At 67.2% G+C, this 25,955-nt stretch carries 25 protein-coding genes; 6 read left to right on the top strand and 19 right to left on the bottom strand.

What is annotated here, in order from left to right:
• Positions 1–5 precede the first annotated feature (5 nt).
• From CEX87_RS00785 to CEX87_RS00765, 5 genes are all read right to left on the bottom strand, one after another.
• Positions 6–1,166 carry a lactate 2-monooxygenase gene (locus tag CEX87_RS00785; RefSeq protein ID WP_064416903.1) on the bottom strand — a complete coding sequence of 387 codons (1,161 nt, stop codon included), beginning with the start codon at positions 1,164–1,166 and terminating at the stop codon, positions 6–8.
• A 24-nt stretch (positions 1,167–1,190) separates the two neighbouring features.
• Complete coding sequence (locus tag CEX87_RS00780; protein ID WP_064417142.1) at positions 1,191–2,039, bottom strand: siderophore-interacting protein; 849 nt, start codon at positions 2,037–2,039, stop codon at positions 1,191–1,193.
• 132 nt (positions 2,040–2,171) lie between these two features.
• Positions 2,172–3,296, bottom strand: coding sequence for a DNA-processing protein DprA (dprA, locus tag CEX87_RS00775; protein ID WP_064416902.1), 1,125 nt, complete (start codon positions 3,294–3,296; stop codon positions 2,172–2,174).
• Entirely contained in the window at positions 3,293–4,804 is a 1,512-nt protein-coding gene (locus CEX87_RS00770) for a YifB family Mg chelatase-like AAA ATPase (protein ID WP_064428328.1), read from the bottom strand. The genes dprA and CEX87_RS00770 overlap by 4 nt, the downstream gene beginning before the upstream one ends.
• Positions 4,805–5,173 (bottom strand): YraN family protein, encoded by a 369-nt coding sequence (locus tag CEX87_RS00765; RefSeq protein ID WP_064398742.1) that lies wholly within the window; start codon positions 5,171–5,173, stop codon positions 4,805–4,807.
• A 137-nt stretch (positions 5,174–5,310) separates the two neighbouring features.
• Here CEX87_RS00765 and CEX87_RS00760 point away from each other — a divergent pair, with 137 nt between their 5' ends.
• On the top strand, positions 5,311–6,129 hold the full coding sequence (locus CEX87_RS00760) for a DUF1206 domain-containing protein (RefSeq protein ID WP_064417141.1): 819 nt from the start codon (positions 5,311–5,313) through the stop codon (positions 6,127–6,129).
• Here CEX87_RS00760 and CEX87_RS00755 read toward each other — a convergent pair whose 3' ends face one another.
• Positions 6,130–6,489 carry a heme-binding protein gene (locus CEX87_RS00755; protein ID WP_164673998.1) on the bottom strand — a complete coding sequence of 120 codons (360 nt, stop codon included), beginning with the start codon at positions 6,487–6,489 and terminating at the stop codon, positions 6,130–6,132. It lies immediately after the preceding gene.
• A 188-nt stretch (positions 6,490–6,677) separates the two neighbouring features.
• Between CEX87_RS00755 and CEX87_RS00750 the strand changes: the two genes are divergently transcribed.
• Genes CEX87_RS00750 through CEX87_RS00735 form a run of 4 tightly spaced genes read left to right on the top strand, consistent with a single transcriptional unit; the run spans position 6,678 to position 12,816 of the window.
• Positions 6,678–7,694, top strand: a complete 1,017-nt coding sequence (locus CEX87_RS00750) for an iron ABC transporter substrate-binding protein (protein ID WP_064398738.1) — start codon at positions 6,678–6,680, stop codon at positions 7,692–7,694.
• Positions 7,695–9,275, top strand: coding sequence for an ABC transporter permease (locus tag CEX87_RS00745; protein ID WP_064428329.1), 1,581 nt, complete (start codon positions 7,695–7,697; stop codon positions 9,273–9,275).
• Positions 9,272–10,321, top strand: coding sequence for an ABC transporter ATP-binding protein (locus CEX87_RS00740; RefSeq protein ID WP_064398734.1), 1,050 nt, complete (start codon positions 9,272–9,274; stop codon positions 10,319–10,321). The genes CEX87_RS00745 and CEX87_RS00740 overlap by 4 nt, the downstream gene beginning before the upstream one ends.
• The gene (locus CEX87_RS00735; RefSeq protein WP_233151201.1) at positions 10,318–12,816 is read left to right on the top strand and encodes an AMP-binding protein; all 2,499 of its coding nucleotides are present in this window, start codon (positions 10,318–10,320) and stop codon (positions 12,814–12,816) included. The genes CEX87_RS00740 and CEX87_RS00735 overlap by 4 nt, the downstream gene beginning before the upstream one ends.
• On the opposite strand, the gene CEX87_RS00730 is transcribed toward CEX87_RS00735, so the two are convergent.
• The 6 genes from CEX87_RS00730 to CEX87_RS00705 all read right to left on the bottom strand — a co-directional run bounded on the left by CEX87_RS00730 (position 12,797) and on the right by CEX87_RS00705 (position 17,243).
• Positions 12,797–13,600: an acyl-CoA thioesterase gene (locus CEX87_RS00730; RefSeq protein ID WP_064398730.1), complete on the bottom strand. Its 804-nt coding sequence runs from the start codon at positions 13,598–13,600 to the stop codon at positions 12,797–12,799. The genes CEX87_RS00735 and CEX87_RS00730 overlap by 20 nt on opposite strands.
• Positions 13,597–14,817 (bottom strand): CoA transferase, encoded by a 1,221-nt coding sequence (locus CEX87_RS00725; RefSeq protein ID WP_094285606.1) that lies wholly within the window; start codon positions 14,815–14,817, stop codon positions 13,597–13,599. Before CEX87_RS00725 ends, CEX87_RS00730 begins: the two co-directional genes overlap by 4 nt.
• 33 nt (positions 14,818–14,850) lie before the next feature.
• Positions 14,851–15,591, bottom strand: coding sequence for an HAD-IIA family hydrolase (locus CEX87_RS00720; RefSeq protein WP_416171879.1), 741 nt, complete (start codon positions 15,589–15,591; stop codon positions 14,851–14,853).
• A 64-nt stretch (positions 15,592–15,655) separates the two neighbouring features.
• A complete protein-coding gene (locus CEX87_RS00715) occupies positions 15,656–16,000 on the bottom strand; it encodes a heme-binding protein (RefSeq protein ID WP_416171877.1) in 345 nt (114 codons plus the stop codon).
• A 29-nt stretch (positions 16,001–16,029) separates the two neighbouring features.
• Complete coding sequence (locus CEX87_RS00710) at positions 16,030–16,335, bottom strand: hypothetical protein (protein ID WP_094285604.1); 306 nt, start codon at positions 16,333–16,335, stop codon at positions 16,030–16,032.
• Positions 16,336–16,454: 119 nt separating this feature from the next.
• Positions 16,455–17,243 (bottom strand): spirocyclase AveC family protein, encoded by a 789-nt coding sequence (locus CEX87_RS00705; RefSeq protein ID WP_094285603.1) that lies wholly within the window; start codon positions 17,241–17,243, stop codon positions 16,455–16,457.
• A 203-nt stretch (positions 17,244–17,446) separates the two neighbouring features.
• Here CEX87_RS00705 and CEX87_RS00700 point away from each other — a divergent pair, with 203 nt between their 5' ends.
• Positions 17,447–18,103 carry a TetR/AcrR family transcriptional regulator gene (locus CEX87_RS00700; RefSeq protein WP_094285602.1) on the top strand — a complete coding sequence of 219 codons (657 nt, stop codon included), beginning with the start codon at positions 17,447–17,449 and terminating at the stop codon, positions 18,101–18,103.
• A 3-nt stretch (positions 18,104–18,106) separates the two neighbouring features.
• Here CEX87_RS00700 and CEX87_RS00695 read toward each other — a convergent pair whose 3' ends face one another.
• The 7 genes from CEX87_RS00695 to CEX87_RS00665 form a co-directional block, all read right to left on the bottom strand.
• Complete coding sequence (locus CEX87_RS00695; protein ID WP_064428334.1) at positions 18,107–18,985, bottom strand: mycofactocin-coupled SDR family oxidoreductase; 879 nt, start codon at positions 18,983–18,985, stop codon at positions 18,107–18,109.
• Between the two features lie 64 nt (positions 18,986–19,049).
• Positions 19,050–20,318 (bottom strand): cytochrome P450, encoded by a 1,269-nt coding sequence (locus tag CEX87_RS00690; protein WP_094285601.1) that lies wholly within the window; start codon positions 20,316–20,318, stop codon positions 19,050–19,052.
• Positions 20,315–21,226, bottom strand: coding sequence for an SDR family NAD(P)-dependent oxidoreductase (locus tag CEX87_RS00685; RefSeq protein WP_094285600.1), 912 nt, complete (start codon positions 21,224–21,226; stop codon positions 20,315–20,317). Before CEX87_RS00685 ends, CEX87_RS00690 begins: the two co-directional genes overlap by 4 nt.
• Entirely contained in the window at positions 21,223–22,446 is a 1,224-nt protein-coding gene (locus CEX87_RS00680) for a cytochrome P450 (protein WP_094285599.1), read from the bottom strand. The genes CEX87_RS00685 and CEX87_RS00680 overlap by 4 nt, the downstream gene beginning before the upstream one ends.
• 10 nt (positions 22,447–22,456) lie before the next feature.
• Positions 22,457–23,935 (bottom strand): aldehyde dehydrogenase family protein, encoded by a 1,479-nt coding sequence (locus CEX87_RS00675; RefSeq protein WP_233151199.1) that lies wholly within the window; start codon positions 23,933–23,935, stop codon positions 22,457–22,459.
• Positions 23,928–24,815: an SDR family oxidoreductase gene (locus CEX87_RS00670; RefSeq protein WP_094285598.1), complete on the bottom strand. Its 888-nt coding sequence runs from the start codon at positions 24,813–24,815 to the stop codon at positions 23,928–23,930. Before CEX87_RS00670 ends, CEX87_RS00675 begins: the two co-directional genes overlap by 8 nt.
• Complete coding sequence (locus tag CEX87_RS00665; protein WP_064398699.1) at positions 24,808–25,953, bottom strand: spirocyclase AveC family protein; 1,146 nt, start codon at positions 25,951–25,953, stop codon at positions 24,808–24,810. The genes CEX87_RS00670 and CEX87_RS00665 overlap by 8 nt, the downstream gene beginning before the upstream one ends.
• Between the last annotated feature and the right edge of the window lie 2 nt (positions 25,954–25,955).

Below are 25,955 nucleotides of genomic sequence, written 5' to 3'. Positions count from 1 at the left end.
AACGCTCAGGTGACGCGCCGCAGCGTGTCCGGAGTGAGATCGGCGAGGGTGGGATAGCCGTCGACGGCCATCGTCAGATCGGCCTCGGCAAGCAGCGATCGCAGCACGTGCACGACGCCGTCCTCGCCGCCGAGCGCAAGTCCGTACGCATAGGGCCGTCCGATCCCCACCGCGGTGGCGCCCAGTGCGAGCGCTTTGACGATGTCGGCGCCGCTGCGGATGCCCGAGTCGAACAGCACCGGCAGCCCGTCGGCCGCCTTCACGACCCCGGGCAGGCAGTCGATGGCCGCCAGCCCGCCGTTGGCCTGTCGTCCGCCGTGGTTGGAGCAGTAGATCGCGTCGACGCCGCCGTCCTTGGCGCGCCGCGCGTCGTCGGGATGACAGATGCCCTTGACGATGAGCGGTAGGTCGGTCAGCGAACGCAGCCACGGCAGGTCGTCCCACGTCAGCGGGTTGCCGAAGAGACCCACCCAGTGCATGACGGTGGCCTGCGGGTTTTCCTCGGGCGGCTGCGGCAGTGCGGCGCGGAACACCGGGTCGCTGGTGTAGTTGGCCAGGCAGCTTCCGCGCAGCTGCGGGAAGTTCGACGTCGACAGGTCCCGCGGCCGCCATCCCGGCACCCAGGTGTCCAGGGTGACGATGATCCCCCTGTATCCGGCAGCCTCGGCGCGGTGGACGAGGCTGGCGGCCAACTCCCGGTCGGTCGGCGTGTACAGCTGGAAAAAGCCTGGCGTATCGCCGAATTCAGCGGCGATGTCCTCGAGCGGGTCTTCGGTGAGGGTCGACACGACCATCGGCACACCGGTGCGCGCTGCGGCACGGGCCGTGGCGAGGTCGCCGTGCCCGTCCTGCGCGCAGATGCCGATCACGCCGATCGGCGCCATGAACACCGGCGAGGGCAACGTCATGCCGAACAGGTCGACCGAGAGGTCGCGTTCGCGGGTGGCGCGGAACATCCGCGGCATCAGACCCCAGTTGTCGAACGCGGTTCGGTTGAGCTGTTGGGTCCGCTCATCCCCCGCGCCGCCTGCGACGTAGGAGTACACCGACGGCGGCATGGCCGCTTCCGCCTTGGCCTCCCACTGCGCGAACGTCATCGGCAGCTTCGGCACGATGCCGGAGAGGCCCTGTAGGTAGATCTCGAACTGGTAGTTACCGAACGTCATGCGGCAAGAGTGCCAGGCCGCCGGTCAGGTAGCGGATTCGGCCTTGGCCAGCTCGGCCTTCCATTGGCGGAAGGTCTCCTCGGTGCGGCCGCGACGCCAGTATCCGGAGATCGACGACGCCCACTTGGCCTCCACGCCGCGCTCCTTGCGGATGTAGGGCCGCAGGTTGTGCATGACGGCCTGGGCCTCGCCGTGGATGAATACCTGCACCTGTCCCGGCAGCCACGGGGTCTGTTTGACCGCGGCGATCAGCGGAGCGTGGTCACCGGCCTGATCCTCGGGCACCAGGTCGGCACGCCCGCCCCGATAGATCCACCGCACCTCCACACCGTCGGGCTTCTTCAACGGAACCTCGTCATCGGGTCCGGCCACCTCGATGAAGACTCGCCCGATCGCGTTGTCCGGCAGCGCTTCCAGCGCGGCGCTGATCGCGGGCACCGCCGCTTCGTCGCCCGCCATCAGATGCCAGTCCGCCGCGGGGTCGGGCGCATAAGCGCCGCTGGGACCCATCAGGTAGGCGGGCTGGCCGGGGGTCGCGGCGGCCGCCCAGGGCCCGGCGACGCCGTGGTCACCGTGCACCACGAAGTCGATGCAGATCTCGCGGCGCTCGGGGTCGACGCTGCGCACCGTGTAGGTGCGCACGGTGGGCCGCCGCTCCGGCGGCAGCGACGAGAACGAGTCAAGTGTCAGCGGCCGCGGCAACTGCGCGACATCGATGCCGGGATCGACGATCACGACCTTGACGTAGGCATCGGTGAACTCGTTCGGGGTGAACGTGTCGAATCCCGATCCGCCGAGAACCAGCCGGATCATGTGCGGTGTCAATTGCTCGGTACGCACCACTTCGAAGGTGTGTATCGGTCGCGCTGCCACGAAGAATCCCTCCCAAAACTCAGCCGGCCTGGTCGACCACACTGGTTCCGAGCCGGCCTCACCGACTATACGAGCGGACGCCGTCGGTCAGGGTTCTACCTCGTACGACCAGCGGCCTTGCCGACAACCGGGTCACCCGGCCGCCAGCTTCCACCTCCCGTCTCGCCCGACCACCAGGCCGGACAACTCCAGGTTCACCAGTGGACCCAGCACCTGACGCGCCGGCAGACCGGATGCGACCGCGACCTCCTCGGCGGTGCGGCCACCCCGGCGCGGAAGCGCGTCGTAGACCCGCTTCTCGATGTCGCCGAGCTCGTCGAGCGGTGAGGCCGGACGTTGCTCCTCGGGTGCCAGTTCACCCATCCTGCCGACCAGTTCGACGACGTCTGCCGCACGCGTGACGATCTGCGCTCCTCCGCTCCGTAGCAGCGCATGGCACCCGACCGACGCCGATGACGTCACCGGCCCTGGCACCGCACACACCGATCGACCGAGCGTCCGTGCCCAAGCCGCGGTGTTGGCCGCACCGCTTCGCGCGCCCGCCTCGACCACGACCGTCGCCCCGGCCAGCGCGGCCACCAACCGATTACGAGTCAAGAACCGGTGGCGCGCGGGTCGCACGCCGGGCGGATATTCGCTGAGAAGCAACCCGTGTTCGGCGATGCGCTGCAGCAGCGCGGAATGCCCGGCCGGATACGGGACGTCGATGCCACCGGCGAGCACCGCGACGGTCACCCCTTCCACAGCAAGCGTCGCGCGGTGGGCTGCACCGTCGATACCGAACGCGCCACCGGACACCACCGCGACGTCGCGCTCCGCCAGCCCGGTCGCGATGTCCCCGGCGACGAATTCGCCGTACGTCGTCGCGGCCCTGGTCCCGACGACTGCGGCGGACCGGAAGGCGACCTCGTCGAGAGCCGCGGGCCCGATCGCCCACAGCACCATCGGGGCATGCGCCTGCGACTGCAACCGGCCCGGAGCGCCGCCTCCGAACGCTGCGAACGACAGTAGCGGCCACTCATCGTCGTCGCTGGTGATCAGCCGGCCGCCGCGGCGCGCCAACACCGCCAAATCGTGGGCAGCGCAGTCGATGTCACGACGGGCCTCGGCGTGCCGGTTGACTTCTTCGCCTGCCGAGCCGCGCCGCACCCGCTCCGCGGCTTCCACCGCACCCACCCGCGCCACCAGCGCCGCGAGCGCGGGACACGGGGGTTCGACGACCCGCGACAGATACGCCCAGGCTTCGGTGGTGGTCACGGCAGACCTCCGGCCGGCCGGAAGCTCAACGCGGTGGTGACGTCCTCGAGGGTCGGCGATGTCCGGCCCGCCAGGTCACTCAGCGTCCATGCGACCCGCAACGTGCGATCCATGCCCCGGACGCTGAGTGTGCCGCGATTCAGCGCAGCCTCGAACGGTTTCATCACCGCCGGGGACAGCCGGAACCTGCGGCGCAGCAATGAACCGCTGACCTCGACGTTGGTGCCGATACCGTGTGGCCGCCACCGCTCGGCAGCCGCTGCCCGTGCCGCGGCCACCCGTTCACGCACCACGTCGGTGGACTCACCGTCCTTGGCGACGATCGCGCCTGCGCGTAGCGAGTGCATTCGGACGTGAAGATCGACCCGGTCGAGCAGCGGACCGGAGAGCTTGCCGAGATAGCGTCGCTTCTCGTGGCCGGTGCACACGCAGTCCCGTGGGTCGGGGCGGGCGCACGGACACGGGTTGGCGGCAAGGATCAGCTGGAACCGTGCGGGATAGCGCGCGACGCCGTCACGGCGAGCGAGGCGGATCTCCCCGTCCTCCAGCGGAGTACGCAACGCCTCGAGCACGTTGCTGCCGATCTCGGCGCACTCGTCGAGGAACAGCACGCCACGGTGCGCCCTGCTGACGGCACCGGGCCGCGCCATCCCCGAACCGCCACCGACCATCGCCGCCACGCTCGACGTGTGATGCGGCGCCACGAAGGGTGGCCGGGTGATCAGCGGGGCATCACCCGAGAGCAGACCCGCCACCGAGTAGATCGCCGTGACTTCCAGCGCCTCGCTCTCCGACAGCGACGGCAGCAAGCCCGGAAGGCGTTGAGCCAGCATCGTTTTGCCGACGCCTGGCGGCCCGGTCAGCATGAGGTGGTGACCGCCCGCCGCCGCCACCTCGACTGCATACCGCGCCTCGGACTGGCCGACCACGTCGGTGAGGTCGGGGACGGGTGCGGGCGGCGAGCACGCCGAGGTGGTGCGAGGCTCGAGGCGTTGTCCGCCTTCCATCCACGACTTCAACTGGCCCAGCGTGCGCACCCCCCACACCTCGATACCGTCGACCAGGCTGGCCTCGGCGAGGTTCCCGGCGGGGACGACGGCCGCCGGCCAGCCTTCCCGCTTGGCGGCCAACACGGCGGGCAGAATGCCCTTGACGGGACGGACCCGTCCGTCGAGAGCCAATTCGCCCAGCAGCACGGTCTTTTCGAGGCGAGGCCATCGCTTCTTCGCGGCAGCCGCCAACACCGACATCGCCAACGCGAGGTCGTAGACCGACCCGACTTTGGGGAGCGTCGCAGGTGAGAGCGCCATCGTCAGCCTGGTCGTCGGCCAGTCATACCGAGAGTTCGTGATCGCGGCGCGAACCCGGTCGCGCGCCTCTTGAAGTGCCGCGTCCGGCAGCCCGACCAAGGTGATGCTCGGCAGACCGGAACCGATGTGAGACTCGATCTCGACGATCTGACCGTCGAGCGCGGTCACCGCGACCGAATACGCCCGTCCCAGCGACATCTACCCCACCCCCTGGATGTGGGTGATCTCCGGGCTGCGGCGCCGGCCGATCCTCACCCCGACAACGTCGATGCGCACCTGCGACCATGCGGTCTTCTGGGCGGCCAGCCACAGCCCGGCGAGCCGCCGTAGCCGCCGTACCTTCTGTGGCGTCACCGCCTCTTCGACGCCGCCGAACCGGTCGCTCGTGCGGGTTTTCACTTCCACGAAGACCGCGGTGCGGGCCGAATCGTCGACCGCGATCACGTCCAGCTCGCCGTACCGGCACCGCCAGTTGCGCTCGAGCACCCGAAGCCCCGCCGACCGCAGGTGATCGACCGCGAGTTGCTCGCCCAGCGCGCCGATCTCGGCGCGGGTCCATGAAGTCATGGCTTTACCGTCGAGCAGGACACCGACACATCGGCGGCGCCGCGGTGCCGATGGTCCCCGTCATCCCCAACGCCGGCTTCATCCACAGATCGAGCCGGCACCGTTTCGCCGACGTCAAAAAGGGGGTACACGCCGGCATGACCGACAACTCGTTACACGGAGTCGCCGACCGGGCGACCGACAGCGATGCGTTCGAATACACCGCGCGTGCCGGTTTCGCGATCAGCGGCGTGCTGCATCTGCTCGTCGGCTACCTGATCCTGCGCATCGCCTTGGGATCCGGTGGCAACGCCGACCAGTCGGGAGCGCTGGCGACCTTGGCGCAACAGACGGGCGGCGCAGTGCTCCTGTGGGTCGTCGCCGCCGGACTGCTGGCACTCGGGCTGTGGCGCGTCGCCGAGGCGATCGTCGGCCCGAGGCCTGGTGAGGGCTCGGGCCGCTTCCGCGATGACACACCGGCCTGGAAGCGCGTGAAATCGCTCGGCCTTGCCGCCGTCAACTTCGCGATCGCCTTCTCGGCGGCCCGCTTCGCCATGGGCAGCGGACAGCAGAGTTCACAACAGAACGCCGGCTTGTCCGCACAGATGATGCAATCCGGTTGGGGCAAGGCCGTGTTGATCGCGATCGCGGCGGGCCTGATCGTGGTCGGCGGGTACCACGTCTACAAGGGCGTGGCGAAGAAGTTCTTCAAGGATCTGCGGGCTTCGGGCGGCACCGGCGTCACCGCCGTGGGCGTCGCGGGCTACACCGCCAAGGGACTGGTCCTCGCGGGCGCGGGTGTGCTCGTGATCGTGGCCACGCTGCAGGCCGACCCCGCGAAGGCGACCGGGCTCGACGCGGCGGTCAAGACACTCGGGCAGGCGCCGTTCGGCAAGTTCCTTCTCATCCTCGCCGCGGTCGGCATCGCCGCCTTCGGGGTCTACAACTTCGTCCGGGCCCGGTCCGGGCGGATGTGACTATTCGCCCATCGCCTCGAACAGCATCGCCAACTGGCCGGGGCTGACGGCGATCCCGCACTGCGCGCGCATATCGGTCAGCGGTGCGGCGATCCCACGCAGGTCGAGGTACTCGTTGGGATGGGCGGTGAAGTACGCCCGCACGCTGGCGCGGGCAGCATCCGGCGGCTGCGTCGCCGCAGCGGTCAGCACCTCGTTGGCACCCGGGTGCGACTCCAGGTAGCCGCCCGCTTGGCTGAGCACGCCGCTCGCCGTCGTCGCCAACCCGCTGGCCGTGCACGGCGCGGCACTCGCCACGGGGACGGCGCCAAAGGCGCCGGCCGCCACCAGTGCCGCTCCGCATACCATTGCCGATCGCATTGACCTCTTCATCGCCTCGTCCTCCGGTATCTGTGTCGCGAGGCCGACCGCCCCCTGGTTGCAAGCAAACTACCCCGCCGAATTGCTCTGCAAACTGCGGGCGGCGAGGCCGACAAGGTATGTTCGTTAGGTAAACCTCAGCTAAAGATTGCGGCCTGACCTGCACGTACCGCGAAAGGACCCCCTGTATGCGATCACGGTGGAGGCGGATCGCCGCCGTCCTGGCAACCCTCGCGCTGACATCCGGCGCCACGGCTTGCTCGGATTCCGGCGAAAGCGACGAACTGCTGATCTACAACGCCCAGCACGAGTCGCTGACCAAGGAATGGATCGACGCCTTCACCGAGGAGACCGGGATCAAGGTGACCTACCGCCAGGGCGGTGACACCGAACTCGGCAATCAGCTTGTGGCCGAAGGGAAAGCATCGCCTGCCGATGTCTTCCTGACGGAGAACTCCCCGGCGATGGCCGCGGTCGAGCGCGCCGGCCTGTTCGCCGACCTTGAACCCGAGACCCTCGAGCAGGTGCCGCCGCAGTACCGACCGCCGAGCGGCAAGTGGACGGGGGTCGCCGCGCGCAGCACCGTCTTCGTCTACAACACCTCGAGACTGCAGCCCGACCAGCTGCCGAAGTCACTGCTCGACCTGCAGCAGCCGGAATGGAAGGGCCGCTGGGGAGCCCCGCCGACCAAGGCCGACTTCCAGGCGATCGTCTCGGCGCTGCTCCAACTGAAGGGCGAGCCCGCGACCGCACAGTGGCTGGCCGCGATGAAGGCCAATGCCAAGCTCTACAGCGACAACATCGCCACGCTCAAGGCCGTCAACGCCGGCGAGGTCGACGGCGGAGTGATCTACCACTACTACTGGTTCCGCGATCAAGCGAAAACCAAAGAGATGAGCGGCAATACCGCGCTTCACTATTTCAAGAACGAGGATCCCGGGGCCTTCGTCAGCCTATCCGGTGGTGGGGTGCTCGCCTCGACCGACCGAATGGACCAAGCCCAGCAGTTCGTCCGGTTCATCACCGGCAAGGCCGGCCAGGAGGTGCTCGAGAAGGGCACGTCGTTCGAATACCCGGTCGCCAGTGGTGTGCCCGCGAACCCCGCCCTGCCTCCGTTGGACACTCTGCAGGCGCCGAACGTCGACCCGTCGCACCTCGACGCTCAGAAGGTCACCGATCTGATGACGGAAGCCGGCTTGCTGTAAGTGATCGCCGCCGCTCCCCCTGTCCCCCCGCCCGCGGCACCGGTGTCGCGGTCGGACAAGACGGCCCGGCCGGGCCCGCTCATCTCGGTCACCGTCGCGATCCTGGTGGCGGCCACCTGTATCCCGCTGGGATACGTGGCCTGGGCGACGGTCTCGGTGGGGTGGACGCGTGCGTACGAACTCGTGGTGCGTCCACGTGTCGGTGAACTGCTCGTCAACACGGTCGCCCTGGTTCTCGTCACGATTCCGCTGTGTGTGGCGATCGGTGTGGGCGCGGCGTGGCTGGTGGAGCGGACGGACCTTCCGGGCCGGGCGCTGTGGCGGCCGCTTTTCGTCGCGCCGCTGGCTGTTCCGGCGTTCGTCAACAGTTATGCCTGGATCGGGGTGATCCCGTCGCTGCACGGCCTGTCGGCGGGCGTGCTGGTCACCACCCTGTCCTACTTCCCGTTCATGTACTTACCGGTCGCCGCGACGCTGCGGCGGCTCGATCCTGCCGTCGAGGAATCGGCACGGGCGCTGGGATCCGGCTCGGCGGGGGTGTTTCTGCGCGTCACGCTTCCCCAGTTGCGACTCGCCATCCTGGGAGGTTCGCTGCTGGTCGGGTTGCATCTTCTCGCGGAGTTCGGCGCGTTCGCAATGTTGCGGTTCGACACCTTCACAGTCGCGATCTTCCAGCAGTTCCAGGCCACCTTCGATGGAGCGGCAGGCAGCATGCTGGCGGGTGTGCTCGTGCTTCTGTGTCTGGCGTTGTTGGTCGTCGAGGCCTCCGCGCGGGGTAACGCCCGGCTCGCCAGGATCGGTTCTGGCGCCCCGCGCGTGAGCGCACCGATTCATTTGCGCCACAGCGTGGTTCCGGCGACGATTGCGCTGACGGCACTGGCTGTTCTGGCCATCGGAGTGCCGGTCGGCACGATCCTGCGGTGGCTGTGGTTGGGAGGTGGCGAGGTTTGGATCGTCGATGACATCATCTCGGCGCTGGGTCAGACCGTCGGATTGGCTTCGGCCGCAGCGGTTGTGACGACTGTGCTCGCGTTCCCGGTCGCTTGGGTGGCCGTGCGCTCGTCCGGCTTTCTTGCTCGCGTCGTCGAAGGCGCCAACTATGTGACCAGTTCGCTGCCCGGCATCGTCACGGCGCTGGCGCTGGTGACCTTCACGATTCACTTCGTGCGCCCCCTCTATCAGAGCCTGACATTGATCGTGTTCGCCTACGTCCTGTTGTTCATGCCCCGCGCGCTGGTCAACGTGCGAGCCGGCCTCGCTCAGGTTCCGCCGAGCCTGGAGGAGGCGGCCCGGTCGCTGGGCAGTTCGCCGACGGCGACCTTTCTCCGGGTGACGCTGCGGCTCACTGCTCCCGCCGCGGCGGCAGGGGCCGCGCTGGTGTTCGTGGCGGTGGCAACCGAACTGACAGCTACCCTGCTGCTCGCGCCCACCGGAACCCGGACGCTGGCGATGATGTTCTGGTCGTTCTCCAGCGAGCTCGACTACGCTGCGGCGGCACCCTATGCACTGGTGCTCGTGGTCCTCGCCATACCGGTGACTTTGCTGCTGTACCGGCAGTCGACGAAGGCGGCGGCACTGTGATCGTCCTCGAAATACACGGGCTGGCCAAGGCTTTCGACGGCCACACGGTGCTCGATCACATCGACCTGGAAATGCAGGCGGGTACCATCACCGCGGTCGTCGGAGCGTCGGGATGCGGCAAGACCACGCTGCTTCGTTTGATCGCGGGATTCGAGACACCGGACGACGGGACGATCGTCATCAGCGGACGCCAGGTCGCGGGTCCGGGCGGTGCCCTCGCACCGCACCGGCGCGCGATCGGTTACGTCGCCCAGGACGGCGCACTGTTTCCGCATCTGACCGTGGGGCAGAACATCGCATACGGCTTGAACGGATCGCTCCGCCGAGCCGAGATTCGCGGCCGGGTCGGCGAATTGCTCGAGACGGTCTCGTTGGATGCCTCCTTCGCAACACGCCGACCGCACGAACTGTCGGGCGGCCAGCAGCAGCGGGTGGCCCTTGCGCGGGCGCTCGCCCGCAAACCAATCGTGATGCTGCTCGACGAACCGTTCAGCGCCCTCGACACCGGCCTGCGCGCGTCAACGCGAAAAGCCGTAGCCCGCCTGCTGATCGATGCCGGTGTCACCACGCTGCTGGTCACCCACGACCAGGAGGAGGCGCTGTCGGTGGCCGATCAGGTCGCTGTCATGCGCGACGGGCGGTTCACGCAAGTGGGCCCGCCGCAGCAGGTGTACCGGCATCCGACCGACCATTTCACGGCCGCATTCCTCGGCGACTGCGTATCCCTCCCCTGCACGGTCACCGACGGTATCGCCGAATGCGCGCTGGGACGAATCCCCCTGCACGGTAGGGGAACTGCACCCACGGGCCCCGCGACGCTGCTTCTCCGGCCCGAACAGCTTGTCGCCAAGGTGGTTTCCGACACCGAGCGGCTCGAGGGCGTCGGGACCGTGCTGGCCGTAGAGTTCCTCGGCCACGACGTGCTGTTGACCGTCGACCCCGCCGGCGACGCGGACCCGATCATCGTGCGCCAGCACAGCCTCGATCCACCGCAGGTCGACACCAAAGTCCACATCCAGGTGGTCGGAAGCGGAGTCGCGCTGTGACCAACCCCCTGATCGAGCACCTCCGCGGCTACGGCGACAACGTCGCGGTGCACACCGATACGCAGCACATGACCTATGCCGCGCTGGCCGACCGGGTTGCTGCCGCGATGCCCGACCTCGGCGAGAGCAGACGCCTCGTGCTCCTCGAAACGCGCAACGACATCGACACGCTCGTGCACTATCTCGCCGCGCTCGCGGCTGACCATGTGGTGCTTCCCGTTCCAGGCGGACGGGAGCACTCGACGATCCTGCGCACCTACGAACCCGACACCGTCGTCGGCGACGGGGTGATCCACCATCGCCGCAGAGGCGGAGGGCGCCGCCTGCACGAGGACCTGGCGATGCTGATGTCGACGTCCGGCACCACCGGATCACCGAAGCTCGTGCGGCTCTCCCGCGACAACCTGCTGTCCAATGCCTGCGCGATCGCGCGCTACCTCCATATCGATGAAACCGACCGTGCGGCGACCACCCTGCCGATGTCCTACTGCTATGGGCTCTCGGTCGTCAACAGTCACCTGCTCCGCGGCGCCGGTCTCATTCTCACGGATCTCTCGGTGACCGACGAGCGGTTTTGGGACCTGTTCCGCCGCCATCGCGGAACCTCGTTCGCAGGTGTGCCCTACACGTTCGAACTGCTCGAGCGGATCAAGTTCGACGCGATGGAGCTGCCGGACCTGAGGTACGTGACGCAGGCCGGTGGGCGCATGCCGCCTGAGCGCGTCCGGCGGTTCGCAGAACAGGCCCGAAACGGCGGCTGGCAGCTGTTCGTCATGTACGGAGCGACCGAGGCGACCGCCCGAATGGCTTATCTGCCACCTGAATTGGCGCTGTCGCGACCCGAGGCCATCGGCCAGCCGATACCGGGCGGTTCGTTCACGATCGAATCGACCGCCGAAGGAGCGGACGACGCCGTGGGCGAACTCGTCTACCGCGGACCCAACGTGATGATGGGCTACGCCCGCGGCCCCGACGACCTGACCCTCGACAAGACCGTCGAATCGCTGCACACCGGCGATCTCGCCCGCCGCGCTCCCGACGGGCTCTACGAAATCATCGGTCGCACCAGCCGGTTCGTCAAGATGTACGGCTTGCGCGTGGATCTGCAACGCATCGAGTTCGCATTGAGCGCCCGCGGTATCACCGCATTCTGCACCAACGACGACGACCGCCTCGTCGTCGCGGCGGCCGGCGCGCACAGTGAACGCGATCTCCAGCGCATCGCGGCCGAGGCCGCCGGCGTACCGGCATCGGCCGTACGCGCAGTCGCAGTGGACGAACTGCCGCTGCTGGAATCCGGCAAACCCGACTACCAAACCGTCCGCGAACTCGCGCGGGGCCCAGACACGACGTCGACCACCGACCTGCGCGAGGTGTTCGCCGACGTGCTGCAGCTCGACCCGGCGGCGGTCGACCCGGACGCGAGCTTCGTCGATCTCGGAGGGAACTCGCTGTCGTATGTGGCGATGTCCGTGCGACTCGAGCGAGCGCTGGGCCAGCTGCCCGCCGGATGGCAGCAGCGGCCGCTTCGCGAACTCGAGAGGCTGGTCAAGCGGCCGCGGACGCGGTGGCGACTGTGGGACGCGACGCTGGAAACCAGCGTGGCGTTGCGGGCTGTGGCGATCATCTTGATCGTCGGTTCGCATGCCGAGTTGTTCGAGCTGTGGGGCGGCGCTCATCTGCTGCTCGGCATCGCCGGATACAACTTCGGCCGGTTCTGCCTGACCCCGGTGTCGCGCACCAAACGGGTCCGCCACCTGCGGAACACCATCGGCTGGATCGCGGTGCCTTCGGTGGTGTGGGTGGGCATCGTCCTGCTGTGGACGTCGGATTACACCTGGACGAACCTGTTGCTGGCCAACAAGATTCTCGGTCCGCACGACAGCATGACCGCAGGCCGCCTGTGGTTCGTCGAGATTCTGGTCTGGACGCTGGTCGCTCTGGCGCTGTTGTTCTGCATTCCGGCGATGGACCGGGTCGAGCGTCGGCGTCCGTTCGCGGTTGCCGTGGTGTTCCTGGTCGCCGGGTTGGCGTTGCGCTACGACGTGCTCGGGCTGGACATGGGCCGGGATGCCTGGTTCACCATGCTCGCGTTCTGGTTCTTCGCCATCGGCTGGGCGGCATCGAAGGCCGGCACAACCTTGCAGCGGGTGCTGCTGACGGCGGTTCTGGCGGTGGCGCTGTACGGCTACTTCGACAGCACGCTGCGAGAGCTTCTCGTGTTCGGCGGTCTCGCCCTGGTGATCTGGTTGCTCACCATCCGCTGCCCCGCGGCGCTGACCGTGGCGGTCGGTGTTCTCGCCGAGGCCTCGCTGTACACCTACCTCGTCCACTACCAGGTGTATGCGATGTTCCCCGGCCACCCCGCCGTCGGCGTGATCGCTTCGCTTGCCGTCGGCATACTGCTCACCTATCTGGTGACGATGGCGCGTCGAGGGCTGCGGGTACGCCGCAGGCAGGGCGCCTCGGCAGAGCTCAATCCCGCTCCGCGATAAGGCCTTCCTGCGCCAGCGTGGCGACGATGACCCCGTCGGCGCGGATCAGGTTCCCGGTGACAACGCCCCTTCCCCGTGCCGCGGCGGGCGAGGTCGTCTCGAGCAGGTTCCACTGGTCGGCGAATACCGGTTGATGAAACCAGATCGACGAATCCGTGGTCCCGCTGCGGTGCGTGCGCGCCCGCATCGAATGGCCGTGAACCTGTAGCGCGGGATCGATCATGTACACGTCGCACACATAGACCGCGATCAGGGTGTGCACGATCGGATCGTCCGGAAGCGGCACTGTGGCGCGCCACCAGAGACGGCGGACGAACTCTCCAGAGGAGCTGTCGTCGACGATCCTGATGTCGAGTTCCTCGAGCGGCATCGACGGCGCGGGCCCGGCGGGACCGGTGCGCGGTAAGGACTCCGGATCGTACAGCGCGGGGAGTCGACGCCCGTGCTCCGGGCCGCGGGTGGGCACGGCGAAGGACACCGTGGCCGTGGTCAGAAGCCGTGTCTGCTGCCGGGATTCCACACGGCGGGCCGAGGACGTGCGGCCGTCGAAGACGCGTGCGACGGTGTAGTCGACGTCGTCGCCCGCCTCTCCGCCGCGCAGGAACTGCAGGTGCAGATTCGTCGGCAACCGGTCTCCGTCGACGGTGCGGCAAGCGGCGGCCAGGCTCTGCGCGACGAACTGACCGCCGTAGGCGCGTTTGCCCGCAGGGCCGCTCGCCGGCCCGACCCAACCGTCCGCCTCCGTCCCGGAGCGCAGCTCGAGCAGGTCGAGCAGCCTGCTCATCCCGCGCGTCCCGTCGCCACCGCGCCCGACGCGACCAGGCCGTCGACCTGATCGGCGGTCAGCCCCAGCCACTCGCCCAACACGGCGACGGTGTCGTCCCCCAGCGCCGGCGATGCGACCGCGGGCGAATACTGTCCGTCGATCGAAATCGGGAGCCCCGGCGCCAGATAGCTGCCGATCCTCGGCTGGTTGAGCGACGTGAACAGCGGGTTGTCGGTGACCTTGTCCTCGGTGGCCGCCTCGGCGAAGGTGCGGTAGCGCTCCCACAGCACCGACGTGGCCGACAGCGCGGCACTGATCTCGTCGCCGGTGTGTGCGGTGAACCATTCGGCGAACAATCCGCTCAACGCGTCGCGATGCACGAACCTCTGCCCCTCGTCGGAGAAGTCGGCGCCGAGCGTCTCTGCCAGCGCGGCAACCGCTTTCGTCGTACCGGTGAGCTCGGTGAGATCGCGGAAATGTCGACCGGTCAACGCGACGACCATGAACGACACCCCGTCGCTGCTGACGAAGTCCTGGCCGTACTGGCCGTACACCGAGTTGCCGATGCGTTCGCGTGCGGTGCCGTTGACCATGACCTCGGTGAAGAAGCCGAGGTTGCCCGCCGTCGCCAGGGCGACGTTCTCCAGGGGGATGCCGATTCGCTGGCCTTCTCCTGTCACGTCGCGGTGCCGCAGCGCGGTCACGACGGCCAGCGCCGTGTAGAGGCCGCATGCGACGTCCCACGCCGGCAGCACGTGGTTCACCGGTGTGGCGAGTTCGGCTGGCCCGGTGACCAGAGGGAAACCGATACCCGCGTTGACCGTGTAGTCGACACCGGTGCCGCCGTCGGCGCGACCGGAGACCTCGACATGGATCAGGTCGGGGCGAAGCGCTTTGAGTGTTTCGTATGAATGCCATTCGCGCCCGGCCACATTGGTGATCAGGATCCCGCTACTGGTGATGAGCCGCTTGATGACGTCGCGGCCTTCGTCGGAACGCACGTCAGCGGCGACCGATCGCTTACCCTTGTTCAGGCCCGCCCAGTAGATGCTCTCGCCGTCGCCGGTGACGGGCCATCGGCGGTAGTCGGCGGCGCCGCCGATCGGATCGACCCGCGTCACCTCCGCCCCGAGCTGGGCCAGCGTCATCCCGGCCAGCGGGACGGCGACGAAGCTGGAGATCTCCACAATGCGCACGCCAGCCAGTGGCCGCGTCGCCTCGGATGTGCTGGTCATCGGGGTCAGTGTAGGCAGCGGCCCCGTCGCGGCTCACACCAGTTCGATCGCTTCGGCGATGGACGGCAGCACGCGGCTGGGTCGGAACGGGTACCGCTCGATCTCGTCGACCGTCGTCGACCCGGTCAGCACCAGGATCGTCTCCAGGCCCGCTTCGATGCCCGCGACGACATCGGTGTCCATCCGGTCGCCCACCATGACCGTGCTCTCCGAATGGGCCTCGATCCGGTTCAGTGCGCTGCGGAACATCATCGGGTTGGGCTTGCCGACGAAGTACGGTTCGCGGCCGGTGGCCTTGGTGATCATCGCGGCGACCGACCCGGTGGCCGGTAGCGGCCCTTCCGCGGACGGCCCGGTGACGTCGGGGTTGGTCGCGATGAACCGAGCCCCGCCGAGGATCAACCGGATCGCCTTCGTGATGGCCTCGAACGAGTAGGTCCGCGTCTCGCCGAGGACCACGAAATCCGGTTCGACGTCGGTCAGCGTGTAGCCCGCCTCGTGCAGCGCCGTGGTCAGCCCCGCCTCACCGATGACGTACGCGGATCCGCCCGGCAGCTGGTCGGTGAGAAACGACGCGGTCGCCAGTGCGGAAGTCCAGATGGACTCCTCGGGCACGACCAGGCCGGACCGCTTCAGCCGGGCGGACAGGTCGCGCGGCGTGAAGATCGAGTTGTTGGTCAGGACCAGAAAGGGCCGCTGCAGGTCGACGAGCCGCTGCAGGAACTCGGCGGCGCCGGGCAGCGCGTGTTCCTCCCGGACGAGGACCCCGTCCATGTCGGACAGCCAGCACTTCGGTGTGTCGCGCACTGTCCCAGTGTGTCAGTTCCGCTCGCGCTCGTTAGCCCATCGGCAAGTCGGGCATCGCTACGTCGCAGCGCGCCCGGAAGTCGAACGCGGCCTGCCGGACCGCCCGCAGCTCGTCGCGGACCCGCGGATTCGCGTCGAGGTACGCCTTGATCTCCTGCGTCATCTGGTCCCTGGGCTTGCCTTTCAGGCCGGTGAAGAACGCATTCACCTCCGGATGCGTGAACAGGTATGACGATGTGCCCGCAGAGACTCCGGACATGACGCCTGCCAGGTCGGCGGCCGTGCAGTTCGGTGGATCGGCGGCGGCGGGTGCGGCACCGAAGAGGATCGCGCCGACGAGCATACCCGCGCCGACAGCACTGCGTCGCAACAACATTGACAACTCCTTACTCGGATGGTGACGTGCTAACGCGGGCCGGGGCCACCGCCGGGGCGGCCCGGTCGACCGATGTCTATCCCGGGGGGACCCGGGTCGAGGATGATGTCGACGCCCCAGTCGTCGCTGCAATACCAGGGGTCGGCGCAATAGCCGGGATAAGCCGGACCGGCCTGCGGGGCGTCGGGTCCCCCGCCGCGTACGGTCCCCTGGGCGCACACGGTGGCCGCGCCCGCGTTCGTGCAGTCCGCCGACGCGACGGGAGCGACAGTGACAGCAACCGGCACCATCGAGATTGACAGCGCAATCAGTAGGCAGCGACGCATAGATCTCATGGCCGGCTCCCTCCCTCGTAGGCGGGCGCAGCGCCGGCGCGCCCGGGTGCGTCGGCTACCTCGGATGATCGCAGCCTACTGCGCAAACGGCGTCGGGTTTTTCGAAATCGCCGAAGAGCTCAGCGCGGCTGGTTCGGTACCCCCGGGAACAGTTGCTCGGTCGGACCCGATGTCACGTAGCCACCGAGTTTCGTCGCCAGGTGCGGTGCGAACACCGCGCCGTACATGAGATGACCCACCACGACGACGGCGGCGATCGACAGCAGCGATGATCCGACGCGGCTCGTCGACCGTTTGTCCGCCCACACCTCGATCACGTTGCGCCCCTGGGAGTCGACACGTCCGAGAAGATAGGTGAACACCATCATCTGCAGGCCCATCGCGAACGCGTCGTAGAGCGGGTACTGGAACCTGCTGCCCTCGAAAATCGCCAGTCCCGGGATCACGTAGCCGTAGTAGAAGACCCCGGGGCGAGGGCCGAAGAAGCCGTTGAACAGCAGTGCCCAGCAGAACCCGACGAGCAGACCCACGATCAGCAGCGTTTGCGGTCTGCGCCAACCGAATCGCCGAATCAGCCACCGCCCGAGCCCCGCCCCGATCACCGCCGGCAACACGAAGTAGGGGATGTAGCCGATCGGCACCGAGGACGGAAGTCCGCCGCCCCACGTCATGTTCATCGGCCACCACGACGGCATGCGCGGAAGCGCCGGCGGGAACTGGGCGTACACCGCCCAGTCGTACGGTGCCTCGATCCACGAGAACGAAATCGCCGAAATCGACAGCAGCAGCAGCGGATGGAGGCGGCCGCGCCGGATGCTCAGATACACGCCGTAGGCCAGGAACAACACTCCGCCGACGTAGGCGAAGGACAAGCCGACGATCAACGCCGGCGTCAGCTCGGTGCTCATCGGTCGTCCTCCGCGACCGCCCTCTCGCCGCGTGCTTCAGGATCGAAGTACAGCACCAAGCCGACGATCAAAACGAGCAGCCCGAACAAGGTTCCGAGCATGATGAGTTGGCCCATGATGACATCCCTTCCGCACCCGCGTCAGCGGTAATAGTGCACACTATTACCGGCGCTCCGGTCAAGGGACGACTATCGTCATGTCCCGTGCCTCAGCGACGTTCGTCGAAGAAGAGATCCGCCACAGAGGCGCCCGCCGGGCGCAGGGCCCCAGGCGAGGCCCGGCGGCTCCTGCTCGACGCCGCCCGTGAACTGTTCGCGCGCCGGGACTATCGCAGCACCACCACGCGGGAGATCGCCGAGGCGGCAGGCGTCACCGAATATCTGCTGTTCCGCCATTTCGGCTCCAAAGCGGGCCTGTTCCGGGAGGCTCTCGTTCTCCCGTTCACCGACTTCGTCGACGACTTCGGAAAGACCTGGCAGGCCGTCATTCCCGACAAGGTCACCGAGGAGGAACTGACCCGGCAGTTCGTCGGCCGCCTCTATGACGTGCTCATCGAGCATCGCGGCCTCTTGTTGACCCTTGTCTCCTCGGACGGCCTCACCGACGACGAGATCGAAAGCGCCGGTATCGCCGACATCCGTCGGGCGCTCACGCTGCTCGGCCAGATCAGCGCCGAAGGTATCCGCCTGCGCGGGCTGCGTTCGGATCAGCCCGATCTTCCCGCGCACTCGACGGTCGCGATGATCGTCGGGATGGTGGCACTGCGTTCGACTTTCTTCGGCAACAGACCGCCGTCGCGCGAGGCGATCGTCGACGAACTCGTGCAGGCGATCCTGCACGGATTCCTGCACCGGCCCTGAGATCTAACCGCCGGGCCCGTTGGGCCATTTGAGCAGTGAACCGGCGTCCACGCGGATGTGCTGACCGGTGATGTAGCGACTGTCCTCGCTGGCCAGGAACACTCCGAGATTGGCCATGTCCTCGGGCTCGACGTACGGGATCGGCATGGCCTGAAAGAGCGAGAAAAGTGGTTCGGCGTCTTCGCGGGTCGGTGTCTTGCCTTCGGCCTTCAGGTCGGGCCGAAACACGCCGTACATTCCCTCGTTCTGCAACAGGTGGGTGTTGCAGTTCGTGGGGTGGATGGCGTTGATGCGAATCATCCGCGGCGCCAAGTGAAGACACATCTCGTCGACGTACTCGATCACGACGCGCTTGCTCCATCCGTATCCAGCACCGCCGGGTCCCATGTCCGGGCTGGTCGTGGTGCCGCGAATCATGCCCGCGGTGGAACCGGTCACGATGATCGAGGCGCCGTCGGGCAGATGTGGTAGCGCCACAGCGACGGTGTTCATCACGCCGACCAGGTCGACGTCGGAGGCGTCGACGAAGCCCATCGGATCGGGGTTTCCCATCGCCATCGGCAGGATGCCGGCGTTGGCGACCACGACGTCGATCTTGCCGAGATCGGCCACCCCCGCCTCCACCGCCTCGCGCAGTTCGTGGCGTTCGCGGACGTCGGCGACCCGGGCCACGACGCGGCGTCCGGTCTCTTTGACGGCGCGCTCGGTTTCGGCGAGATCCTCGGGTGTGGCGAGCGGGTACGGATTGGATGGGATGTCACGGCAGATGTCGACGGCGATGATGTCTGCGCCTTCCCTGGCCATCGCGATCGCGTGCGCGCGGCCCTGACCCCGGGCGGCCCCGGTGATGAAAGCGACCTTGCCGTCGAGCTTTCCGGTCATGTCGTTGCTCCTTCGATTCTTGCCGGTCGTGACACGCGGCGAGGTGCTCGCCGGGACATCTTCCTCATCCGACTGGGGTGAACGTGATGTGCAGTTCGCTGAGTCCACGCATGATGAAGGTCGGCTCATAGGTGAAGCGACGGTCGTCGGGGGAACCGTGGTGTTCGGTGGAGATCGCGATGTCGCTCATCCGGTCGAGGATCCGATTCAACGAGATCCGTCCTTCCGCCCGGGCCAACGGCGCGCCCGGGCAGGAATGGACGCCGCGGATGAACGCGATCTGCTCGCGAACGTTTGGGCGGTCAGGCCGGAAGACGTTGGGATCGGCGAACTTCCGTTCGTCACGGTTGCAGGCGCCCGGCAGCAGCATCACCGTCGTCCCCGCGGGCACCTCGACGTCGCCGATCTTGGTGGTGGTACGCGCCATCCGGAAGTGGGATTTGACGGGGCTTTCCATCCGCAACGTCTCCTCGAGGAAGGCGGGGATCTTGCTGCGGTCGTCGCGGAGCTTCTTCTCGAAGTCGGCGTTGTCGGCGATGAACCGGACCGCGGAGCTGACTAATTTCGTGGTCGTTTCGGTGCCGGCCGCGAACAGGAACGTCGACAGGTTCATGACGTCCTCGATATCGGGAGTCGAGCCGTCTTCGTGCTTGGCCTGCGCCAGCTCGGTCAGCACGTCCTCCCGGGGTGAGCGTCGGCGATCCTCGATGTAGGAGTAGAACTTCTCGTTGAGCCACTCCAGGGGGTTGTGCGATGTCGGCGCGTCCTTGCCGAGTTCACCGACCGTCTCCATGGCGAAGACCGCTTTGAATTCCTCATGATCCTCGACCGGCACACCGAGAAGGTCCGCGATCACCAGCAGCGAGAACGGTTTGGCGTAGGCGGACAGGAATTCACAGCTGCCCCTGTCGATGAAGGTGTCGAGTTGCCGGTCTGCCAACCGCCACATGAAGTCCTCGTTCTCCTTGAGGCGCTTAGGCGTGATGAGCTTGTTCAGCAGGCCGCGGGTGCGCGTGTGCAGCGGCGGATCCTGCGACGTGATGTGTTCGGCCATCGGCACAGCGGCGCGGTGCTCTTCGATCAGCTCGCTGACGTCATCGGATTCCCCCGGCCCGAATGGCATACCCGAGAACGGGCCGGCGACCGATACGCAGGAGGAGAACGCCGGGTCCTTGTAGACGGCGAGCGCCTCGTCGTAACCGGTCACGGCGAGCACATTGAAGGGGGTTGCCTGTGCCACCGGACATTTGGACCGTAGATGATCGAAATACGGATACGGGTCGGGAACAAGAGCCGCATCGGTGAAGAAGTCGACGGTTTCGAAATCGGTCACAAGACACTCCTGGTTGCTTCGGTCACGTAGGCGTCGTCGACGCTCATGATCTGGTCGAGGTTCTCGGCGATGTCTTCGGCGGTCAGCGGCTGCTTCCAGATGCCCTGGGTGCGCACGACCGCGAGGCGTGAGACACCGCCCATCCCCGTCAGCAGGACCTCACCGGTGAGCGGGCACGACTCGTGCGCAAGGAAAGCCGCTGCGGGAGCGCACAGCTCGGGAGGCATACTGGCGTTGATTTCGGCCATCATGTCCTCTGACATGCCGTACAGCTCGGCCAGTTGGCGGCCCTGGGAGGCCGACATGCGAGTGTAGGCCCGTGGCGCGATCGCATTGACTCCGATGCCGTGGGCCACGCCCTCGGTGGCGAGGGTACGGGTCAGCCCCCAGACCGCCCCTTTGGCCGCGCCGTAGCTCGTGAGTTCGGGGATGCCGCCGAGCATGGCCTCGGAGACGGTGTTGACGATCCGCCCGCGGCCCGCCTTGACTAGATGGGGCCATGCCGCCCGCGTGACGAAAAGCGTTCCGAAATAGTGCACGTCGAGCATCTTGCGGACCCGGTCCGGTGACAGCGTCTCGAAAAGTCCCGGGTCGTGGACGCCGGCGTTGTTGATCACCGCGTCGATGCGCCCGAACGTTTCGGCTGCGGTGTCGACCACCGCCCGCGCCCCCGACTCCTCGGCGACGGAGGCACTGCACGCCACCGCCCGGCCACCGGCTTTCGCGATCTCATCGACCACAGAGTCGGCCGGCCGCGAGCCGCATGCGCGACCGTCGATCTGCGCCCCGTTGTCGGCGACGACGACGCAGGCACCCTTGGCCGCGAGCAGCAGCGCATGACCGCGCCCGATCCCGCGGCCGCCGCCGGTGACGACCACCACCCTGTCGTCAAAGCGCAGATCGGTCACGGGCTGACCGCGGGGTCGAACACGATCGGCAGCGCGGTCGGAGACCGGAACACCTGCCCGCGGATGTAGGCTTCGTCGGCTTCGGGGTCCAGCCGCAGGTTGGGCAGCCGATCCAGCAGGAGGTTGAGCGCGACGCGCATCTCGAGGCGCGCCAGATGCATGCCCAGGCAGACGTGCACGCCGTGGCCCCAGCCGATGTTCGCCTTAGCTTCGCGGAAGATGTCGAACTGATCGGGCTGTGGGAAGCGCTCGTCCTGCCGGTTGGCCGCACCCAGCACCGGCATCACCGACGAACCCTCGGGGATGTGGACCCCGCCGAGTTCGGTGTCGCGGCTCGCGATCCGGGTGATCATGCTCAGCGGCGGCTCCCAGCGCACCGCTTCCTCGATCGCCTGCGGAATCAGCGACCGGTCGGCCCGGATCGCGTCGAGCTGTTCGGGGTTGGACAACAACCCGAACAACAGGTTCCCCAGCGACCGGTACGTCGTCTCCACACCCGCGGGCAGCAGCAGTCGCAGGAACGAGAAGATCTCTTCGTCGGAGAGCTTTTCCCCGTCGATCTCGGCCGCGCCCAGCCGGCTGATCAGGTCGTCGCGCGGTTCCTCGCGTCGCGCCGCCAGGATGGGCCGGAAGTAGTCGGCCAGCGCCAAAGACGCCTCCCGCCCGCGCTCGGGGTTGATGGTGAACGACAGCAGCGAGATCGACCACTTCTGGAACTGCGCGTAGTCGTCCTGCGGCAGGCCCAGCAACCCGGCAATGATCAACGTGGGATACGGGAAGTTGAACTCCTTGACGAGGTCGACACATCCCCGGCCGGCGAAGCGGTCGATCAGCGCATTGCCGATCTTGGTCACCAGCGTGTCTTCCCAACGGGCCAGGGCCTTTTGCGAAAACGCCTTCGCCACCAGGGCCCGGTGCCTGCCGTGCTCGGGTTCGTCCATTCCGAGCATCACATGCTTACCGAACACGTCCCCGAACGCCTGGATGATGATCGACGACGAGAACGTCTCGTTGTCCCGCAACATCTGCTGGGCTTCTTCATAGCGGTAGACCATGACGATCGGCTTACCTTCTTGCCCAGGGATACCAGGGATCTCGATCTTCTGCACCGGCTCTTCGCGACGCAGCCTCGCCAGTTCCGTATAGGGGTCGCGCACATCGCCCGACAAGAAGTCGTCGAACTCGCCGAAGTCCTCGAGGTCCTCGAACAACAGTTGCATGGCGTCCCTCCTACGAACCAGCCGGATAGGCGACGGACTTGATCTCGGTGTACTGGTCGAACCCGGCGACACCGTTCTGGCGTCCGATACCGCTGGCCTTATAGCCACCGAACGGCGTGTCAGCGCCGTACCCGGCGGTGCCGTTGAGTCCGATGAATCCGGCGCGCAGTCGCCTGGCCACTGACAGGGCCCTGTCCAGCGTCCCGGCCATTACGTTGCCCGCCAGGCCGTACGGACTGTCGTTGGCGATGCGCACCGCGTCGTCCTCGTCGTCGAACGGGATCACCGAGAGCACCGGGCCGAAGATCTCCTCCTGAGCGATGGTCATCGCGTTGTCGACGTTGGCGAAAAGTGTTGGCTTGACGAAGAATCCCCTGTCCATGCCGTCGGGAGCCTCGGCACCTCCGACGAGCAGGGTCGCGCCCTCCTCGACGCCCTTGTCGATGTATCCGCGGATGCGCCCGCGCTGCTTGTCGGAGATGACCGGTCCGCACAGCGTGCCCGGATCCTGCGGATCCCCGGGCGCGACACCTTCGTAGATGCCCTTGAGGATTTCGACGCCTTCGTCGTAGCGCGAACGCGGCAGAAGCAGCCGGGTCGGGTTGGCGCACCCCTGACCCGCGTGCATACACGGAGCGATGCCCATCATGCAGCCCAGCGCGAAGTCCGCGTCCTCGAGCACGATGGTCGCCGACTTGCCGCCCAGTTCCAGGAACAACCGCTTCATCGTCGCAGCGCCCTTCTCCATGATCCGCCTGCCGACGACAGTGGATCCGGTGAACGAGATCAGGTCCACCTTCGGTGACAGGGTGAGTTCTTCACCGACAAAGTGATCCGAGGCGGTGACGACATTGACGACACCCGGTGGGATGTCGGTGTTCTCGGCGATCAGCCGGCCCAGCCGGGTTGCGTTGTACGGGGTGTTGGGCGCCGGCTTGAGCACGACGGTGTTGCCGGTACCGAGGGCTTGGCCGATCTTCTGGATGGTGACCTCGAAGGGGAAGTTCCACGGCACGATCGCCCCGACCACGCCGACGGGTTCGCGCCAGACTTTTCGGGTGGTGTTGACCCCGGTGACCGACACCAGCGCATCGCCCAACGAGGTCTCCCAGGGGTATTCGTCGATCAGCCGAGCCGGGTACCGCAGCGCGTCGGCCAACGGCGCATCGAGTTGGGGGCCGTGCGTGATGGCACGCGGACAGCCCACCTCGAGGATGAGCTCCTCGCGCAGCTCTTCCTGTTCGGACTCGAGTGCCTCCTGCAGCTGCAGCAGGCACCGCTGCCGGAACGCATGGTCGGTGGACCAGCCCGTCTCGTCGAACGCCCGCCGCGCCGCGTCGATCGCGCGGTGCATATCAGACGCCGAAGCATCGGCGACCTCGCCGAGCACCTCTTCGGTCGCCGGGTTGAGGTTGGTGAAGGTGCCGGCCTCACCGTCGACGAGCTTGCCGTCGATCATCATCTTCGATTCGAAGCAAACGTCAGCCATGGTCTCTGCTCTCTCGTAGCGCGCCGAATCGCGGGATTCCCATCATCAGCCGGATCATCTGGTGCAACCCGGCCGACGGGAACACCCGGTTGGCGATCAACAACATTCGCGCGTCGGGGCCCACCGGCCGCTTGACGAACGGCTTCGAACTGTCCAGCGCCTCGGCCAGGCCCTCCGCGAACTTCTCGGGCGACCGTGCGGCCATGCGCATAGCCGCGCGGCCACGCTTGTCCATCGTGCGGTGGTGCCGCGCATAGGGACCATCCAAATCGCGACAGTCGGTGGTTCCCGCATCGGTGATGATCTCGGTGTCGTAGGTACCGGTCACCAGAATCGTGACGCCGATGCCGAAGGGCGCGATCTCGGCGGCCATCGACTCGCCCCAGCGTTCCAAAGCGCCCTTGACCGCCGAATACGGTGCGGTGGCCGGCATTCCGCGCACACCACCCTGGCTCGACACCAGCACGATGCGGCCGCGCCCGGCTTCGCGCATGGACGGCAGCAACGCCCTGGTCAGCGCGACGGGACCGAAGATGTTGGTCGCGAACATCTGCTCCCACAGATTCACCGGTGTCTCCTCGACCATTCCGGCAGCCGAGATGCCGGCGTTGTGCACCAGCGCATGTGGCGCGCCGACCGCCTCCTCGGTGGACTTGGCGGCCGCCTCGATCGACGCGGTGTCGGTGAGGTCGAGCGTGACACCGATCAGGTTCGGATCGTTCGGCGCCGCGCCGGTCGCCTCACGCAGCCGTTGCATGCCGGCATCGACGGACCGCATGGCCGCGACGACCCGCCAGCCCCGCCGGTACAGATGGGTGGCCGATGCCAATCCGAGCCCGCGCGAGGCGCCGGTGATCACGACGCTGCGCGCTTTATCCATTCTGGGCGTCCGGTGCGCACCGGTTGCTCTTCTCACCCAGCTCCACGTCTGGGCGCCCGTCGGGCTGCCCGCTCATCCAGGTCGACATGATGCCGACGGAATACGGACCCGGTTGGCCGTTCGCTTCGTAGAAGCCCTGAGGGTCATAGATCTTCACTTCCGGATACGGCCACGGGCAGGCCACCGACGTGGAGATCTTGGTCGCCTTGACGATCGCGAAAAGCCCGCCGTAACAGAAGTAGGCGACGTTGATGATCACGAACATCACGACGAAGGTGCCCAACCTGGGCCTCGAGGCGAAAATCCGCGCTCGCTGAGCGAGCTTCTCCGCGACCGATTTACCGGTGTCGTCGCGGTAGAGCAGCACGCCGGCGGGGATCATCACGAACGTCACCGCCACCACTTCCCAGATCAACGGGAACTGATAGGTGTCTCCGGTGAACACCGACGCCCACGGCGGCACCTGTGAATAGATGTACATGCCGGTGCGCACCAGGGTGATCTCGAGCGCTGCGTCCACCACCACCCCGATCGGGAAGATGATGGCCGCCAGGCTGATCAGCGGATGGCGCCACACGAACGACTCGACAGGCCTGCGCGCCTGCAGTTTCCGCAAAATCCAGATCGCCGGGAAGTAGGGCCCGAGGTAGAACATCACGTATCCGAGGACCACGAACGGTTCCACCGTCGGTGACAGCGACACCAACGGCCAGTCCTCGGGCAGGTGCGCCAGCTCGGGATTGTAGACCGCGAACGGCGACCAGTTCATGATCGGGTCTTGCCACACGATCAAGGACGTCACGAGTGCCATCAGCAACGTCGGGTTGTGCGGGTTTCGTCGCCAGTGCACCACCCACAAGGTGATGATGACGGCCATCGTGACGACGGTGAAGGTCTCGAGGATCACCACCCACGTGGACGTGCTCCACCCGAACAGCACCTCGACGGGCCGCGGTGTCCCCTCGACATCAGGATTGGCGATGCGTGGGGACCCCGGACCCTTACGGGTGTTGACGGCGAAGAACACCGCGACGGCAAGGAGTGCCGCCACCGAGATTGACGGCCCGAGCCAGGACCGTTTCGTCGGCCCCGGAGAGTCCGGCGAGGTGGCTTCGGCCTTCGGCGTTTCAGTGGTCACGG

This window comes from Mycobacterium lehmannii (assembly GCF_002245535.1).
GTDB classification, from domain to species: Bacteria; Actinomycetota; Actinomycetes; order Mycobacteriales; family Mycobacteriaceae; genus Mycobacterium; species Mycobacterium lehmannii.
Note: the sequence above shows the minus strand (reverse complement) of the source record. Positions and strands in the feature narration are given on the sequence as shown.

Coding starts and splice junctions, on each gene's coding strand:
- CEX87_RS00785 (WP_064416903.1), bottom strand. CDS start 1,166: ATGACGTTCGGTAACTACCAGTTCGAGATCTACCTACAGGGCCTCTCC.
- CEX87_RS00770 (WP_064428328.1), bottom strand. CDS start 4,804: ATGTCGCTGGGACGGGCGTATTCGGTCGCGGTGACCGCGCTCGACGGT.
- CEX87_RS00765 (WP_064398742.1), bottom strand. CDS start 5,173: ATGACTTCATGGACCCGCGCCGAGATCGGCGCGCTGGGCGAGCAACTC.
- CEX87_RS00760 (WP_064417141.1), top strand. CDS start 5,311: ATGACCGACAACTCGTTACACGGAGTCGCCGACCGGGCGACCGACAGC.
- CEX87_RS00755 (WP_164673998.1), bottom strand. CDS start 6,489: ATGCGATCGGCAATGGTATGCGGAGCGGCACTGGTGGCGGCCGGCGCC.
- CEX87_RS00750 (WP_064398738.1), top strand. CDS start 6,678: ATGCGATCACGGTGGAGGCGGATCGCCGCCGTCCTGGCAACCCTCGCG.
- CEX87_RS00730 (WP_064398730.1), bottom strand. CDS start 13,600: ATGAGCAGGCTGCTCGACCTGCTCGAGCTGCGCTCCGGGACGGAGGCG.
- CEX87_RS00725 (WP_094285606.1), bottom strand. CDS start 14,817: ATGACCAGCACATCCGAGGCGACGCGGCCACTGGCTGGCGTGCGCATT.
- CEX87_RS00720 (WP_416171879.1), bottom strand. CDS start 15,591: ATGGACGGGGTCCTCGTCCGGGAGGAACACGCGCTGCCCGGCGCCGCC.
- CEX87_RS00715 (WP_416171877.1), bottom strand. CDS start 16,000: ATGTTGTTGCGACGCAGTGCTGTCGGCGCGGGTATGCTCGTCGGCGCG.
- CEX87_RS00710 (WP_094285604.1), bottom strand. CDS start 16,335: ATGAGATCTATGCGTCGCTGCCTACTGATTGCGCTGTCAATCTCGATG.
- CEX87_RS00705 (WP_094285603.1), bottom strand. CDS start 17,243: ATGAGCACCGAGCTGACGCCGGCGTTGATCGTCGGCTTGTCCTTCGCC.
- CEX87_RS00695 (WP_064428334.1), bottom strand. CDS start 18,985: ATGACCGGAAAGCTCGACGGCAAGGTCGCTTTCATCACCGGGGCCGCC.
- CEX87_RS00680 (WP_094285599.1), bottom strand. CDS start 22,446: ATGCAACTGTTGTTCGAGGACCTCGAGGACTTCGGCGAGTTCGACGAC.
- CEX87_RS00675 (WP_233151199.1), bottom strand. CDS start 23,935: ATGGCTGACGTTTGCTTCGAATCGAAGATGATGATCGACGGCAAGCTC.
- CEX87_RS00670 (WP_094285598.1), bottom strand. CDS start 24,815: ATGGATAAAGCGCGCAGCGTCGTGATCACCGGCGCCTCGCGCGGGCTC.